Origin of the sequence: Streptomyces sp. NPDC046939 (assembly GCF_040644575.1) — a bacterium.
Lineage (GTDB): Bacteria > Actinomycetota > Actinomycetes > Streptomycetales > Streptomycetaceae > Streptomyces.
In genome coordinates this window covers 1-15,205 of record NZ_JBEYWV010000001.1, presented here as the reverse complement: position 1 = coordinate 15,205, position 15,205 = coordinate 1, and the positions used below count along the sequence as shown (strand labels likewise).

The following is a 15,205-nucleotide window of genomic DNA, read 5'->3' as shown; positions in this document are numbered from 1 at the left end:
ACCACCGGGGCGGCGCTTCACCGTCTGGCCGGCCACCGGGCAGCGCGGCGCCGTCCGGCCGGCCACCGGGCAGCGCGGCGCCGTCCGGCCGGTTCAGGACGGAGGCGGTGGCCACGCGCGCGGCCACCGTGTTCAGCGGTGGCCACGCGCACGGCCAACGTACTCAGCGGTGGTCACGCGCACGGCCAACGTACTCAGCGGTGGTCACGTGCGCCGCCGTTTTCAGCGGTGGCCACGCGCGGCCGACGCTCTCAGCGGTGACCACGCGCACGGCCGCCGTATTCGGCGGTGGTCACGTGCGGCCGACGTGTTCAGCGGTGGCCACGCGCGGCCACCATATTCAGCGGTGGTCACGCGTACGGCCAACGCACTCAGCGGTGGTCACGCGTACGGCCAACGCACTCAGCGGTGGTCACGCGTACGGCCAACGCACTCAGCGGTGGCCACGCGCGGCCGACGTGTTCAGCGGTGACCACACGCACGGCCGCCGTATCCAGCGGTGGCCACGCGCACGGCCGCGTAATCAATCGCGCCACGGCCCGGCCAGGGCGGGGGCAGCAACCGGCGCGCGTCGGCGAGGCCCCGCTCCCCCGGCCGCGCGGCGGGCCGCACCTCGCGCACCTCCCTCACACCGACCTCGCCGACGAGGGCCAGGCCAGGCCGGTATGACCGCGCCGAGGTCCTGTTGATAGGTTCCGCGTCGGCCATCAGGCGCGCGGGAGGGGCTCATGGACGGCGGCGAGACGCTCAGTTACTGGCGGGCCGGTCTGGACTTCGTACCGGACGAGGTCTGGGACCGTCCCGCGCTGGAGGTCCTCCTCCTGCCCGACAACCACCTCACGCACCTCCCCGACCGCATCGGCACGCTCACCTCGCTGCACACCCTGGACCTCGGCCACAACCGGCTGACCAGCGTGCCCGCAGCCCTCGGCGACCTCACCGGCCTGACCCGGTTCCTCTACCTGCACGACAACGAGCTGACCGAGCTGCCCGACCGCCTCGGCGCCCTCAACCGGCTCGCGTACCTCAACGTCGGCGAGAACCGGCTCACCGCGCTGCCCGGCACGCTGGGCGCGATGACCGGCCTCGTCGAACTGCGCGCGCAGCACAACCGGCTCACCGCACTCCCCGACGGCCTCGGGCGGCTCACCGCCCTGCGGGAGCTCTGGCTGCGCGGCAACGCGCTCACGGAACTGCCCGACTCCCTGGGCGGTCTGCGGGAGCTGCGGGAGCTGGAGCTGCGCGAGAACGCCTTCGCCACCGTGCCCGAGGCCGTGCGCGCCCTCCCGCGGCTGCGCAAGCTCGACCTGCGGAGCAACCGGCTGCGGGAGCTGCCCGGCTGGATCACGGAGCTGCCCGCCCTGGAAAAGCTCGACCTGCGCTGGAACGACGTGCGCGTCGCGCCCGGCCTGCTCGCGGAGCTGGCCGGGCGCGGCTGCGTCGTCCTGCGCTGACCGGGCCGCTCACCCCTCCGTCGGCGGAGCGTCCGGCGCGGCGGGCGGCACGATCGCGACCGGGCTCGCCGCGTGCAGCAGGACCGCCTGCGTGACCGAGCCGAGGATCGGGGCGGGGCGGGTGAGGCGGCGGCGGTGGCGGCCGACCACGACCAGTTCGGCGTCGCGCGAGTTCGCCACGAGGAGACCGGCCGCGTCACCGGGCGCCACATGCACGTCGACCTCGACGTCGGGGTGGGCCTTGCACCACTCCGCGACGGCGGCCTCCGCCAGCCGCAGGGTCTCCTGCGCGGCGGCCTCCTGGTCGACGGTGGTCGGCGCGAAGTCGCCGAACGCGGACCAGGCGAGCACCGGCCACGGATAGGCGGCGACGACCTGGAGCCGCGCACCGCTGCGGGCCGCGTGCTCGAAGGCGAAGCCGAGGACGGTGTCGTCCGGCTCGTCCGTCCGCAGCCCCACGACGACGCGCGGTCCAGGCGGTACGGGCGTGTCGCCGTGCACCGTGCGGCCGGGCGGCGGCACGACGACGACGGGGCAGTGGGCGTCGCGCGCGGCGGCCACCCCGTTCGAGCCGAGCAGCAGGCTCGCGAAGCCGCCGCGCCCGCGCGAGCCGAGCACCAGGAGGCAGGCCTCCGCGCTCATCTCGGGCAGCACGGCGGCGGGCAGCCCGTCGCGGCTGATGAACTCGAGCGGCGGCAGTCCCGCGCGGCTCTGGAGCTCCTTGCGTACGGCCCCGATGACGCGGTCGTCCGCGGGCTCCTCGGGCCCGGCGACGAGCACGTCGGCCTGGAGCTGGGGCGCGTACTGCCGCACGTGCACGATGCGCAGCTCCACACCGCGCCGGGCCGCCTCGACGAGCGCCCACTCCAGGGCGCGTCCGCTGTCGTCGGACCCGTCGACCGCGGCGACGACGGGCAGGGTGTGCGGCGTACTCATGACTTCTTCGCCTCCGACACAGGGCACGCTGACCGTGCCCCCATTGACCGGTTGTTCCTGTGGTCAAGGCTCGCGCACAAGCAGGCCGTGGGACAGGGCCGAAGGTCGCGTGTCGGAAACCGGGGCCGACCGGCCCCTACGTCAGATCGAACTCGCCCTCGCGGGCGCCGAGCACGAACGCGCCCCACTCGTCCGGAGTGAAGATCAGCGACGGGCTGTGCGGGCTGCCGCTGTTGCGCATCGCGATGAACCCCTCCACGAAGGCGATCTGGACATCGCCCGCCCCGCGGCTGCTGGAGCGCCAGTCCGCGTTGCTCAGATCCAGGTCCGGCTTGTCCCACCCCGCGAGCGGGTGCTGGTCGACGGTGCTCTCGGCCACGTCCGTGCTCCTCCCGGTTCGTCTCCGTGCGCCAGCCTAGCGATCGGCGCGTACGGCGGACAGGCCGAGGGCGGTGGCGATCGTTCACCTTGTGGGCGGCTCGGCGCCGACGAGCCACATGGAGAAGAACTGCGAGCCGCCGCCGTAGGCGTGCCCGAGGACCTTGCGGGCGCCGTCGACCTGGTGCTCCCCCGCCTGGCCGCGCACCTGGAGGGCGGCCTCGGCGAAGCGGATCATGCCGGAGGCACCGATGGGGTTGGTGGACAGGACGCCGCCCGACATGTTGACGGGCAGGTCGCCGTCGAGCTCGGTGACGCCCGCCTCGGTGAGCTTCCAGCCCTCGCCCTCGTCGGCGAAGCCGAGGTTCTCCAGCCACATCGGCTCGTACCAGGAGAAGGGGACGTACATCTCGACGGCGTCGATCTCGCGGCGCGGGTCCGCGATGCCCGCCTGCCGGTACACGTCGGCGGCGCAGTCCTTGCCCGCCCGCGGGGAGACGAAGTCCTTGCCCGCGAAAAGGGTCGGCTCGCTGCGCATGGCGCCGCCGAGCAGCCAGGCGGGCGGCCTCGGCGAACGGGCCGCGCCCGCGCGGTCGGTGAGCACCATCGCGCACGCGCCGTCGGAGGACGGGCACGTCTCGGAGTAGCGGATCGGGTCCCACAGCATGGGCGACGCCTGCACCTTCTCCAGGGTGATGTCGTGCTCGTGGAGGTGGGCGTACGGGTTCTTCAGGGCGTTGCGCCGGTCCTTGTACGCGACCAGGGAGCCGACGGTGTCGGGCGCACCCGAGCGCCGCATGTAGGCGCGGATGTGGGGCGCGAAGAACCCGCCGGCTCCTGCGAGCAGCGGCTGCTGGAACGGGACGGGCAGGGAGAGCCCCCACATGGCGTTCGACTCGGACTGCTTCTCGAAGGCGAGGGTGAGGACGGTGCCGTGGACGCGGCCCGCGACGAGGTGGGTGGCGACCAGCGCGGTCGAGCCGCCCACCGACCCGGCGGTGTGCACGCGCAGCATCGGCTTGCCGACGGCGCCGAGCGCGTCCGCGAGGTACAGCTCCGGCATCATGACGCCCTCGAAGAAGTCGGGCGCCTTGCCGATGACGACGGCGTCGATGTCGGCCCAGGTCAGCTCGGCGTCGTCCAGGGCGCGGCGCGCGGCCTCGCGCACGAGCCCCGCGATCGACACGTCGCGGCGGGCGGCGACGTGCTTGGTCTGCCCGACACCGACGACGGCCACCGGCTCCTTGGCGGTGTTGTTGCCGCTCATCGCTGCTCCTCCCCTTCGAGTACGGCGACGAGGTTCTGCTGGAGGCAGGGCCCCGAGGTGGCGTGGGCGAGCGCCCGCCGGGACGCGCCGCGGTGGATCCGGGCGGCGGCCTCACCGATCCGCACCAGCCCGGCGGCCATGACGGGGTTCGCGGCGAGGGCCCCGCCGGACGGATTGACGAGGACGTCGTCCCCGAGCCGCAGCGCCCTGCGCAGGACGACCTCCTGCGAGGTGAACGGGGCGTGCAACTCGGCGGTGTCCACGGGCCGTTCGAACGCCCCCGCGTTCTCGGCGGCGAGCCGCGTCGACGGCGAGTCGGTGAGATCGCGTACGCCGAGGCTGTGCGCCTCGATGCGGTGGTCGACGCCCCGGATCCAGGCGGGCCGCTCGCACAGGGCGCGGGCGCGGTCCCCGGCGGCGAGGATCACGGCGGCGGCGCCGTCCCCGATCGGCGGGCAGTCACCGGTGTGCAGCGGCTGGACGAGATAATCGCCGTGCGGCACGTCCGGGCCGCGCAGTTGCGCGTACGGATTGCTGCTCGCGGCCTCGCGGCTGCGGGCGGCGATCCCGGCCAGGGCGGGCTCGTCCGTGTGGCCCGCGTCGATGAGCGCCTGGGCCTGCAACGCGGCGAGGGCCACGGAATCCGGCCACAGCGGTGCCACGTAGTACGGGTCGAGCTGCCGTGTCAGCACGTCCCGCACCGAACCCGGCGACGATTTGCCGTAGGAGTAGACGAGAGCCGTGTCGGCGTCGCCCGTGAGCAACGTCGTCCACGCCTCGTACAGCGCCCACGCCCCGTCCATCTCGACATGCGACTCCGAGATCGGCGGCCACGCGCCCACGCCGTCGAGCGCCATCGTGAACGAGAAGGCGCGCCCGGCGAGGTAGTCGCTCGACCCCGAGCACGTGAAACCGATGTCGCTGGTCCGCAAGCCGGTGGCGTCGAGCACCTCGTGCAGCACCGGCATCAGCATCTCCACCTCCGACTGCTCGTCGGAGGAGCGGCGGTGCGCGGTCTGCCCGAAGGCGACGACGGCGACGTCCCGGATCGGCGGCCGCATTCAGATCAGCTCCTTGTACGCGTCGTAGTCCGCGTCCGGCTCACCGGTCGGCCGGTAATGGTCCGGGAAGCGCCCGCCCCCGCTCCACACCGGTTCGACGCGCAGGCCCATGCGGACCTGGTCGTACGGGATCCCGGCGATACGGCCGTGCAGCGCCAGGTCGGCGCCGTCCAGGGCGATGTGCGCGTAGACGTAAGGCAGTTCGATGTCCAGGTTCTTCGCCTTGACGTTGACGATGCAGTACGTCGTGACCGTGCCGGCCGGGCCGACCTCCACCTGCTCCGACGTGGCGACACCGCACGTCGGGCACGCGCCGCGCGGCGGGACGTACACCTTGCGGCAGGACGGACAGCGCTCCCCCACGGTGCGGTGGTCGGCCAGGGCGTTGATGAACCGGCTCTGGGCGGCGCCCGGGCTGTAGGTGTAGTCGAGACGGGCGGGGGTGACGATGCCGGTGACGCTTTGACCGGGGGCCGTGTAGGTACGGGGCTGGGGCCGGGCTTGGTCGGTGTCTGTGTCCGTGTCGGCTGGTTCGAAGCAGGCGATGTCGGTGATCGCGCCGGTGCGGTCCGCGTCCGGGGCCCAGCGGACGCGGACGCGCATACCCGTACGGACGGCCTCCGGCCCGGGGGCGTCCAGTGCGTGCAGCAGGGATGTGTCCGCGCCGTCCAGCTTGACCAGCATCCAGGCGAAAGGGGTGCCGAGGGGCTGGCCGCGCCGGGGTTCCGGGTTCCACGCCCAGGTGGTGACCGTGCCCGTGGTGCCGACCTCCACGAGGTCACGGAGTTCTTCGGCGGTTTCGGGGTCGTACTCGACGGGGGGAACGAGGACGCGGCCGCTTGGGGTGCGGGCGCCCAGGCATGTTCTGTGCTTGAGGCCGGTGAGGAAGGCGCTCTGGATGGGGCCTAGGGAACGGGTGAAGGGGAACTCTAGGACGAGCGGGGCGCGAAGCACGTCCGTTGCGACCGGGCTCTCCATCGGGGCTCCTTGTCATCGGGGGGCCGGGGTTGTGGGGTGCGGTTGCGTCTGCTCGGCGGGGGTTTGCTCGTGCGTGCGGGTCTCGTCGTGGCTGGTCGCGCAGTTCCCCGCGCCCCTGAGATGCGCACTTCGTGCGGCATCTCGGGGCTTCCGCAGCCCCTGGAGGCACGGCGAAGCCGTACGCCTCCAGGGGCGCGGGGAACTGCGCGAGCAACCACGACGCATCCGCACGCGCGAGACGGGAGTACATGGCAGACGCAACCGCGGAGGGGCGCGGGGAACTGCGCGACCAGCCACGGCGCGACCCGCACTCGGCGACGGGACCGGGCGGGGCATTACTCGCGCCGGAATCGCGGTGGACGCCGCTCCGTGAAGGCGCGGGCCCCCTCCTTCGCGTCGGCCGTGTCGAAGATCGGCCAGCCGCGCTTCAGCTCCGCCGCGAGGGCCTCCGCCTCCGGCAGCCCCGCGTTCTCGTACACGGACGCCTTGACCGCCTCGACCGCCAGCGGCCCGCACGCGTTGACGCGTTCGGCGATCTCCAGCGCCGTCGACAGGGCCGCCCCGTCCGGCACGACCCGCCCCACGAGCCCGATCGCGGCCGCTTCCGGCGCGGGGTAGGGGCGCCCCGTCAGCAGCATCTCCAGCGCGTGGGTGCGCGGGATCTGGCGAGGGAGCCGCACGGTCGAGCCGCCGATCGGGAACAGGCCCCGCGCCACCTCGAACAGCCCGAACGTCGCCGACTCCCCGGCCACCCTGATGTCCGTACCCTGCAAGATCTCCGTACCGCCCGCCACGCAGTACCCCTCGACCGCCGCGATGACCGGCTTGCGGGGCCGGTGGTGGCGGAGCATCGCCTTCCAGTGCAGGTCGGGGTCGGCCTTGAGGCGGTCGCGGTAGTGCTGCCCGGCCATGCCGTCGTCGCCGGCCAGCGCCTTGAGGTCCATGCCCGCGCAGAACGATCCGCCCGCCCCGGTGAGCACGATCGACCGGACGGAGTCGTCCGCGTCGGCCTCGGTCCAGCCGTCGTGGAGGCCGACGAGCATCGGCAGGGACAGCGCGTTCCTGGCCTCGGGCCGGTTGAGCGTGAGCACGAGCGTCGCGCCTTCGCGCCGCACGTCGAGGTGTTCGGTCCCACTCATGGCTGACCTCCAGTCGGCGGCGCCGCGACGCCCTGAGACGAGAACAGGTTGCAGGAGGGGGCGGGCCAGTTCAAGAGTTTTCTGACACTCAGTCAGATTACGTCCGCGAGGACCCTTCCCCCTTCTCCGCGTCTCTGCTCTGATGACGGCCACCGAGACGCTTCGACGGTCAGGAGGAGCGGTGGAGTACAACCTTGCCGACCTGTTCGAGTCGGTCGTCGACGTGGTCCCGGACCGCGAGGCCCTCGTCCACCTGGACCACCCCGGGACGGGCGCCGAGCGCAGGCTGACCTACGCGGAGCTGGACGCGGCGGCGAACCGCGTCGCCCACCACCTGATCGACAGCGGCCTGCGCCCCGGCGACCATCTCGGCCTGCACCTCTACAACGGCGTGGAGTACCTGCAGACCGTGCTCGGCTGTCTGAAGGCCCGGATCGTCCCGGTCAACGTCAACTACCGGTACGTCGAGGACGAGCTGGTCCACCTCTACCGGGACGCCGATCTCGTCGCGCTGGTCTTCGACGCCGAGTTCACCGACCGCGTGGCGGGCGCGCTGCCCCGGACCGACACCTTGCGCCACCTCCTGCGGGTGGGCGCCCCGGCTCCCGGCGCGCCGCCCCTGAAGGCGCTCGACTTCGCGGAGGCGGAGGCGGGCGCGTCGGAGGGGCGCGGGTTCGGGCCGCGTTCGGCGGACGACCAGTTCATCATCTACACGGGCGGCACCACGGGCATGCCGAAGGGGGTGATGTGGCGCCAGGAGGATCTGTTCTTCTCGGGGCTCGGGGGCGGCGCGCCGACCGGTGAGCCGGTCTCGCGCCCGGAGGAGCTGGCGGAACGGGTGGCGGCGGGAGGCGCCGGCCTCACCTTCTTCCCCACGCCCCCGCTGATGCACGGCACCTCCACCCTCACCGCGTTCATCGCCTTCCACTTCGGTCAGCGCGTCGTCGTCCACCGCAAGTTCGTGCCGGAGGAGGTGCTGCGCACGATCGAGAGGGAGCGGGTGACGAGCGTGTCGCTGGTGGGCGACGCGATGCTGCGTCCGCTGATCGACGCGCTGAGCGGCCCTTTGAAGGGCACGGACTGCTCGTCGTTGCTCACCGTCTCCTCGTCGGGCGCGGTCATGTCGGACACGGTCCGGGCCGAGTTCCGGGCGCTGGTGCCGAACGCGCTGCTGCTCAACAACTTCGGGTCGTCGGAGTCCGGCTTCAACGGGACCGCGACGGACGACTCCGGCGCCGGGCGGGGCTTCCGCCTGCGCGTCAACGACCGTACGACGGTGGTGGACCCGGCCACGTACGAACCGGTCGCCGTGGGCGAGGTCGGGCGGATCGCGCAGCGCGGCCACGTCCCGCTCGGGTACTACAACGACCCGAAGAAGACCGCCGAGACCTTCTTCCAGAGGGACGGCGAGCGGTGGGTGCTGCTCGGTGACATGGCCACCGTCGACGAGGAGGGTGTCGTCACCGTCCTCGGCCGTGGCTCGCAGTGCATCAACACGGGCGGCGAGAAGGTCTACCCGGAGGAGGTGGAGCAGGCGCTGAAGTCCCATCCGGACGTGTACGACGCGCTGGTCGCCGGGGTCCCCGACGCCAGGTGGGGCAACCATGTGGCCGCCGTCGTCCAGCTCAGGTCCGGCGCCCCGCCCCTCTCCCTGGACGCCCTGCGGGCCCACTGCCGCACCCGTCTCGCCGGGTACAAGATCCCCCGCCAGCTGGTGCTGACGGACGCCGTCCAGCGCTCCCCCAGCGGCAAGGCGGACTACCGCTGGGCCCGCGCGGTCGCCGCCGGCGCGGCGCCGTAATCCGGTTGCCCGGTGCCCGCGCCGCTGCTGAAGTGGCCGGATGGATCACGAAGCGGTACGGGCCCTGTACGACCGGCAGATGCGGCGCGACGCGCGGCCCGACGAGCCCGGGGCACGGGTCGAGCGGGTGGGGGACGTCGTGCGGCAGGTCGCCCCGGGCGAGGGCTGGAACGGGGTGCTGTGGTCGGACCTCGACACGGAGGGCGCGGACGCCGCGATCCGCGCACAGGCCGCGTTCTACCGCGCGCTGGGCGTCGAGGCCGAGTGGAAGGCGTACGGGCACGACCGGCCCGGCGATCTGGGCGCGCGGCTGACCGCCGCCGGGTTCGTCGCCGAGGAGACGGAGACGCTGCTCGTCGCGGAGACGGCCGGGCTCGCGCTCGACGTCTCGCCGCCGGAGGGGATCGAGCTGCTGCCCGTTACCGAGGAGGCCCACATCGAGCTGGTCGAGCGGGTCCACGCGCGGGCCTTCGACAACGGCCGCTCCTCGATCGGGCACCAGGTGCGCCTGCAGCTCGCGCACGACCCGGGGACGGTGCCCGCCGTGGTCGCGCTGCACGGCGCCGAGCCGGTCAGCGCCGCCCGCCTCGAACTCCACGCGGGCACGGACTTCGCGAGCCTGTGGGGCGGCGGCACCGTGCCGCAGTGGCGGGGGCGCGGCGTCTACCGCTCGCTCGTCGCCTTCCGCGCGCGGATCGCCACCGAGCGCGGATTCCCGTACGTGCACGTCGACGCCACGTCATACAGCCGGCCCATCCTGGAACGCCTGGGCTTCGTGGCGCTGGGGACGACCACCCCGTACGTCCTCGGCGCCGGCTAGACCGCCAGGAACTTCGCCACTTCGCGGGCCGCCGTCCAGTTCGCCCGCGAGCAGCAGCACCGGGGCGTGCAGGCGGGCGGGTCGTAGGCGCCCTCGGCGGCGTAGAGCGCTTCGGCGTGCTCGTTGGTCTGGGCGTCGGTGCGGGCCGCGTGGGCCTGGGCGCGCTCGTCCCAGCGCCCGTAGAAGAAGGCGTCGTAGAGGGAGTAGTCGGCGTCGGCGCGGCCCGCGAGGAACTTCTCGTACTCGGCGTAGGCGGCCTCGAACCAGGGTTCGTGGCGCCGGAGCCGCGCGGCGGCGCGCCGGTCGTCGGGGGTGGCGCGCAGGCCGAGCGCCCAGGGCGCGGAGGTGACGAGGGTGAGCCGGGCGATCCGCTCGGGGTGCCGCGCCGCGTGGAGGATGGCGAGGTTGCAGCCCGCCGAGTGGGCGAGGACGTCCATGCGGTCGAGGCCGAGGTGGAGGCGGAGCGCCTCGACGTCGGCGACCTGCTGGTCGCAGCGGTACGTGGACGCGTCGGCCGGGACCGCCGACCGGCCGGTGCCGCGCAGGTCGAGGAGGTACAGGGTGCGGTGGGCGGTGAGGCCGCCCAGGTCGCCGAGGTACTCGGAGGCGCGCATCGGGCCGCCCGGCAGGCACACGAGGAGCGGGCCCGCCCCCCGTACGTGGCAGGCCAGTTCGGTGCCGTCCGGCGCGGTGAAGGTGAACATGGCGTGATCTTCACAGCCGGGCGGCTCCACCGGCAACGTCGTATCCCTTGACGCGGGGCCCCCGGCCTTGCATAACTGACGACCAGATCAACCGAATGATCGGTCGGTAGCGAGTGCGGGAGTGCGGGCGATGACGTCGACGACGACGCGGTGGTGGGACGAGGGCGAGCGCCTGGGCGCGGAGGAGTTGCGGGCGCTCCAGCTGGAGCGGCTGCGCGCGACGCTCGGCCGGGTGTACGAACGGGTGCCGTTCTACCGGGACGCCTTCGACAAGGCGGGCGTGCGCCCGGAGGACTGCGCCTCGCTCGCGGACCTCGCCCGGTTCCCGCTGACGACCAAGGCGGACCTGCGGGACAATTACCCCTTCGGGATGTTCGCCGTCGACCCGTCCGAGGTGCGGCGGCTGCACGCCTCCAGCGGGACGACCGGGCAGCCCACGGTCGTCGGGTACACCGAGGACGACCTGTCGATGTGGGCCGACATGGTGGCCCGTGCGCTCCGCGCGGCGGGCGGCAGGCCGGGGCACAAGGTGCATGTCGCGTACGGGTACGGCCTGTTCACGGGCGGGCTCGGCGCGCACTACGGCGCGGAGCGGCTCGGCTGCACCGTCATCCCGGCGTCCGGCGGCATGACCGCCCGCCAGGTCCGGCTCATCCAGGACCTGGAACCCGAGATCATCATGGTGACGCCGTCGTACATGCTGACCCTCCTCGACGAGTTCGAGCGGCAGGGCGTCGATCCGCGCTCCACGTCCTTGCGGGTCGGCGTCTTCGGCGCGGAGCCGTGGACGCAGGAGATGCGGCGCGAGATCGAGGAGCGGTGCGGGATCGACGCCGTCGACATCTACGGGCTCTCCGAGGTCGTCGGCCCGGGTGTCGCGCAGGAGTGCGTGGAGACCAAGGACGGGCTGCACATCTGGGAGGACCACTTCTACCCGGAGATCGTCGACCCGCTCACCGGCGAGGCGCTGCCCGACGGTGAGGAGGGCGAGCTGGTCTTCACCTCGCTCACCAAGCAGGCGATGCCGGTGATCCGCTACCGGACGCGGGATCTGACGCGCCTCCTCCCGGGGACGGCGCGGCCCGCGTTCCGCCGCATGGAGAAGATCACCGGGCGCAGCGACGACATGGTGATCCTGCGCGGGGTGAACCTCTTCCCGACGCAGGTCGAGGAGATCGTGCTGCGCACGCCCGGCGTCGCCCCGCACTTCCAGCTCCGCCTCACCCGCGAGGGCCGGATGGACGCGCTGACGGTCCGCGCCGAGGCCCGCCCCGACGCGACGCCGGACGAGCGGGATGCGGCGGCGCGGACCATCGCGGCGCGGATGAAGGACGGGGTCGGGGTGAGCGTGGCCGTCGAGATCGTCGATCCGGAGACGCTGGAGCGCTCGGTCGGCAAGATCAAGCGGATCATGGACCTGCGGAACCGCCCGTGAGGTTCAGAGACTGTTCCTCAGCTCCCGCTTGAGGATCTTGCCGCTCGCGTTGCGCGGCAGCTCGTCCACGAAGACGATCCGCTTGGGCGCCTTGAAGTGGGCGAGCTTCTCGCGCGCGTGGGCGAGGAGTTCGGCCTCGGTGACGTCGTGGGCGCGGACGACGACGGCCGTCACCGCCTCGATCCACCGCTCGTCGGGCAGCCCGACCACCGCCGCCTCCGCGACGGCCGGATGCGTGTAGAGGGCGTCCTCGACCTGCCGGGAGGCGACGAGCACACCCCCGGAGTTGATGACGTCCTTCACGCGGTCGACGACGGTGAAGTAGCCCTCACTGTCACGCACCGCCAGGTCGCCGGAGCGGAACCAGCCGTCGCGGAAGGCGTGCGCGGTCTCCTCGGGCTTGTCCCAGTAGCCGTCGCACAGTTGCGGGGAGCGGTAGACGACCTCGCCGGGCGTGCCGTCGGGCACGTCCTTGCCGTCCTCGTCGACGATCCTCGCCTCGACGAACAGGACGGGCCGCCCGCACGAGTCCATCCTCCCCTCGTGCTCGTCCGGTCCGAGCACGGTGGCGAGCGGGCCGATCTCGCTCTGCCCGAAGCAGTTGTAGAAGGCGAGGCCGGGGAGTCGCTCGCGCAGCCGCTCCAGGACGGGCACCGGCATGATCGACGCCCCGTAGTACGCCTTGCGCAGCCCGCCGAGGTCGCGGGAGGCGAACTCCGGGTGCTGCGACAGGCCGATCCACACGGTGGGCGGCGCGAAGAGACTGTCGGCCTCGCCCGCCTCCACGAGGTCGAAGATCCGGGCGGCGTCGGGCGCGTCGAGGAGCGTGCTGGTCGCGCCGACCGCGAGGTACGGCAGCAGGAAGACGTGCATCTGCGCCGAGTGGTAGAGCGGCAGCGCGTGCACCGGCCGGTCGGTGGCCTCGAGGTCGAGGGCGTGGAGCGCGCTGACGTACTCGTGGACGAGCGCCCGGTGCGACATGCGGGCGCCCTTGGGCAGGGCGGTGGTCCCGGAGGTGTAGAGGAGCTGGACGAGGTCGTCGGCGCCGGGCTGCTCGCCGTCGTACGGCGCGGCGCCGGCCGGCCGGGCGAGGAGGGAGTCGTCGGCGTCGCGCAGCGCCAGGGTCCGTACGCCGTCCGGCAGCCGCTCCGCGAGGCCGGGGTCGGTGAGCACGAGAGCGCTGCCGGACTGCCGGACGATGTAGGCGAGGTCGTCACCGGTCAGGTTCTGGTTGACGGGGACGTGCACGAGCCCCGCGCGGGCGCAGGCCAGGAAGCCGATGAGGTAGGCGTCGGAGTTGTGCCCGTAGGCGCCGACCCGGTCGCCGGGCGCGAGGCCCAGGCCGCGCAGGACGCTCGCCGCGCGGGAGACCGCGTCGTCCAGCTCCTCGTACGTCCATGAGCGCGGCCCGTAGCGCAGGGCGACCCGCGCCGGGGTGCGGCGGGCGCTGCGCCGCAGCACTCCGTCGACCGTGCTGACTGCCGCTGCGGACGCCGGTGACCTCGTCATGGCGTGATCCTCCGCGCCCGGGGACCACCGGGTCAAGACATGGGGCCGGGGGTCAGAGGGGGCGTGTCCTCCCCTCCCAGTACGGGTCCCGCAGGCGGCGCTTGTACAGCTTGCCGTTGGGGTCGCGGGGCATCGACCCGATGAAGTCGACGCTCCTGGGCCGCTTGTAGGCCGCGAGCCGCGTCCCGCAGTGGGCGAGGATGTCGGCCGCGAGGGCGTCGTCGGCCGTACGGCCCTCGATGACCTCGACGACGGCCTTGACCTCCTCGCCCCAGTCGTCGTGCGGGATGCCGAACGCGGCCGCGTCGGCGACGGCGGGGTGGGTCAGGAGCGCGGCCTCGATCTCGGCGGGGTAGATGTTGACCCCACCGGAGATGATCATGTCGATCTTCCGGTCGCGGAGGAACAGATACCCGTCCTCGTCGAGAACGCCGAGGTCACCGACGGTGAAGAAGTCGCCGATGCGGTTCTTCCTCGTCTTGCCCTCGTCCTTGTGGTACGCGAACCCGCCGGTGGTCATCCGCATGTAGACGGTGCCGAGCTGCCCCGGGGGCAGACGGTTCCCGTCGTCGTCGAAGACGGCCAGCTCACTGATGGGCCACGCCTTCCCGACCGTCCCCGGCTTCTTCAGCCACTCCTCGGCGGTCGCGAACGTGCCGCCGCCCTCGCTCGCCGCGTAGTACTCCTCGACACACATGCCCCACCAGTCGATCATCGCGCGCTTGACGTGGTCCGGGCAGGGCGCGGCGCCGTGGATCGCGTGCCGCATGGACGTCACGTCGTAGCGGTCCTTCACCTCCTGCTCCAACGCGAGCAGGCGGTGGAACTGGGTCGGAACCATGTGGGTGTGCGTGCACCGGTAGGTGTCGATGGCCCGCAACATGCCCTCCGGGGTCCACTTGTCCATGAGGACGACCGGGTGCCCGATGTTCAGCGCCGCGCCCGCGAACTGGAGCACCGCCGTGTGGTAGAGCGGCGAACACACCAGGTGCACATTGCCGTCGAACGGCTTGATCCCGAAGATGCCGAGGAACCCGCCGAGGTACGCCTCCTCGGGGAGCTTGTTCTGCAGCGGGCGCCTGATGCCGCGCGGGCGGCCCGTGGTGCCGGACGTGTAGTTCATGACCCAGCCGAGGGTCCTGCCGTCCGGGGGTGACTCGGGCTGCCCCGCGAGGAGTTCGGCGTAGGGGCGGAAGGTGTCGATGCCGGTGTCTCCGACGGCGTATCTGTGCGTCTCGGGGAGGTTCGCCTCGTCGGCGGCGGCGCGGGCCTGCTCCGCGAACCGGTCATGGGCGATCAGCACCTTCGCGCCCGAGTCGGCGACGATCCAGGCGATCTCCGGGGCGACGAGGTGGTGGTTGACCGGGACCAGGTAGAAGCCGGCCTGGGACGCGGCGAGGTAGGCGGTGAAGAACTCGACGCCGTTCGGGAGGACGACGGCGAAGGCGTCGCCCTTCCGCAACCCGGCTCGGCGTAGGCCGTGCGTCATTTGGTTGGCGGCGGCGTGGAGGCGTCCCGCGGTCCAGGTCTCGGCGTCCGGGGTGGTGAGCACGGGCCGCCCCGGGTCGGCACCGGCCTGCGCCCAGAATCCGTTCGGGGGGGTGTGGGGATCGGGCATGGGCTTCCCTTCTGCGGTGTTCCGTCACCGGGTGCGGGCGCGTCGTGGCTGGTCGCGCAGTTCCCCGCGCCCCTGAGATGCGCACTTCGTGCGCCATCTCAGGGG

General features: G+C 72.8%; 12 protein-coding genes and 1 pseudogene. 4 read left to right on the top strand and 9 right to left on the bottom strand.

The annotated features are described in order from the left end of the window. The first annotated feature begins 728 nt into the window (after positions 1–728). Positions 729–1,454, top strand: coding sequence for a leucine-rich repeat domain-containing protein (locus ABZ877_RS00065; protein ID WP_361061638.1), 726 nt, complete (start codon positions 729–731; stop codon positions 1,452–1,454). Positions 1,455–1,463: 9 nt separating this feature from the next. On the opposite strand, the gene ABZ877_RS00060 is transcribed toward ABZ877_RS00065, so the two are convergent. The 6 genes from ABZ877_RS00060 to ABZ877_RS00035 all read right to left on the bottom strand — a co-directional run bounded on the left by ABZ877_RS00060 (position 1,464) and on the right by ABZ877_RS00035 (position 7,213). Continuing rightward, complete coding sequence (locus ABZ877_RS00060; protein ID WP_361061635.1) at positions 1,464–2,390, bottom strand: universal stress protein; 927 nt, start codon at positions 2,388–2,390, stop codon at positions 1,464–1,466. 136 nt (positions 2,391–2,526) lie between these two features. Beyond that, entirely contained in the window at positions 2,527–2,769 is a 243-nt protein-coding gene (locus ABZ877_RS00055; RefSeq protein ID WP_361061632.1) for a DUF397 domain-containing protein, read from the bottom strand. Positions 2,770–2,853: 84 nt separating this feature from the next. Further along, positions 2,854–4,035, bottom strand: coding sequence for a thiolase domain-containing protein (locus ABZ877_RS00050; RefSeq protein WP_361061629.1), 1,182 nt, complete (start codon positions 4,033–4,035; stop codon positions 2,854–2,856). Then, a complete protein-coding gene (locus tag ABZ877_RS00045; protein ID WP_361061626.1) occupies positions 4,032–5,096 on the bottom strand; it encodes a thiolase domain-containing protein in 1,065 nt (354 codons plus the stop codon). Before ABZ877_RS00045 ends, ABZ877_RS00050 begins: the two co-directional genes overlap by 4 nt. Beyond that, positions 5,097–6,074 carry an OB-fold domain-containing protein gene (locus ABZ877_RS00040; protein ID WP_361061623.1) on the bottom strand — a complete coding sequence of 326 codons (978 nt, stop codon included), beginning with the start codon at positions 6,072–6,074 and terminating at the stop codon, positions 5,097–5,099. 335 nt (positions 6,075–6,409) lie between these two features. Next, positions 6,410–7,213 (bottom strand): crotonase/enoyl-CoA hydratase family protein, encoded by an 804-nt coding sequence (locus tag ABZ877_RS00035; protein ID WP_361061620.1) that lies wholly within the window; start codon positions 7,211–7,213, stop codon positions 6,410–6,412. A gap of 181 nt (positions 7,214–7,394) precedes the next feature. Between ABZ877_RS00035 and ABZ877_RS00030 the strand changes: the two genes are divergently transcribed. Both ABZ877_RS00030 and ABZ877_RS00025 read left to right on the top strand, forming a co-directional pair. Further along, positions 7,395–9,014: an acyl-CoA synthetase gene (locus ABZ877_RS00030; RefSeq protein ID WP_361061617.1), complete on the top strand. Its 1,620-nt coding sequence runs from the start codon at positions 7,395–7,397 to the stop codon at positions 9,012–9,014. 40 nt (positions 9,015–9,054) lie between these two features. Further along, entirely contained in the window at positions 9,055–9,834 is a 780-nt protein-coding gene (locus tag ABZ877_RS00025) for a GNAT family N-acetyltransferase (RefSeq protein WP_361061614.1), read from the top strand. A 24-nt stretch (positions 9,835–9,858) separates the two neighbouring features. On the opposite strand, the pseudogene ABZ877_RS00020 reads toward ABZ877_RS00025, so the two are convergent. Continuing rightward, positions 9,859–10,538 (bottom strand): annotated as a pseudogene (locus ABZ877_RS00020) (alpha/beta hydrolase); the annotation flags it as partial. A gap of 130 nt (positions 10,539–10,668) precedes the next feature. Here ABZ877_RS00020 and paaK point away from each other — a divergent pair. Continuing rightward, a complete protein-coding gene (paaK, locus tag ABZ877_RS00015) occupies positions 10,669–11,973 on the top strand; it encodes a phenylacetate--CoA ligase PaaK (protein WP_361061611.1) in 1,305 nt (434 codons plus the stop codon). Positions 11,974–11,976: 3 nt separating this feature from the next. On the opposite strand, the gene ABZ877_RS00010 is transcribed toward paaK, so the two are convergent. Continuing rightward, on the bottom strand, positions 11,977–13,482 hold the full coding sequence (locus ABZ877_RS00010) for an acyl-CoA synthetase (protein ID WP_361061608.1): 1,506 nt from the start codon (positions 13,480–13,482) through the stop codon (positions 11,977–11,979). 52 nt (positions 13,483–13,534) lie between these two features. Continuing rightward, entirely contained in the window at positions 13,535–15,100 is a 1,566-nt protein-coding gene (locus tag ABZ877_RS00005) for an acyl-CoA synthetase (RefSeq protein WP_361061605.1), read from the bottom strand. Positions 15,101–15,205: the final 105 nt, after the last annotated feature.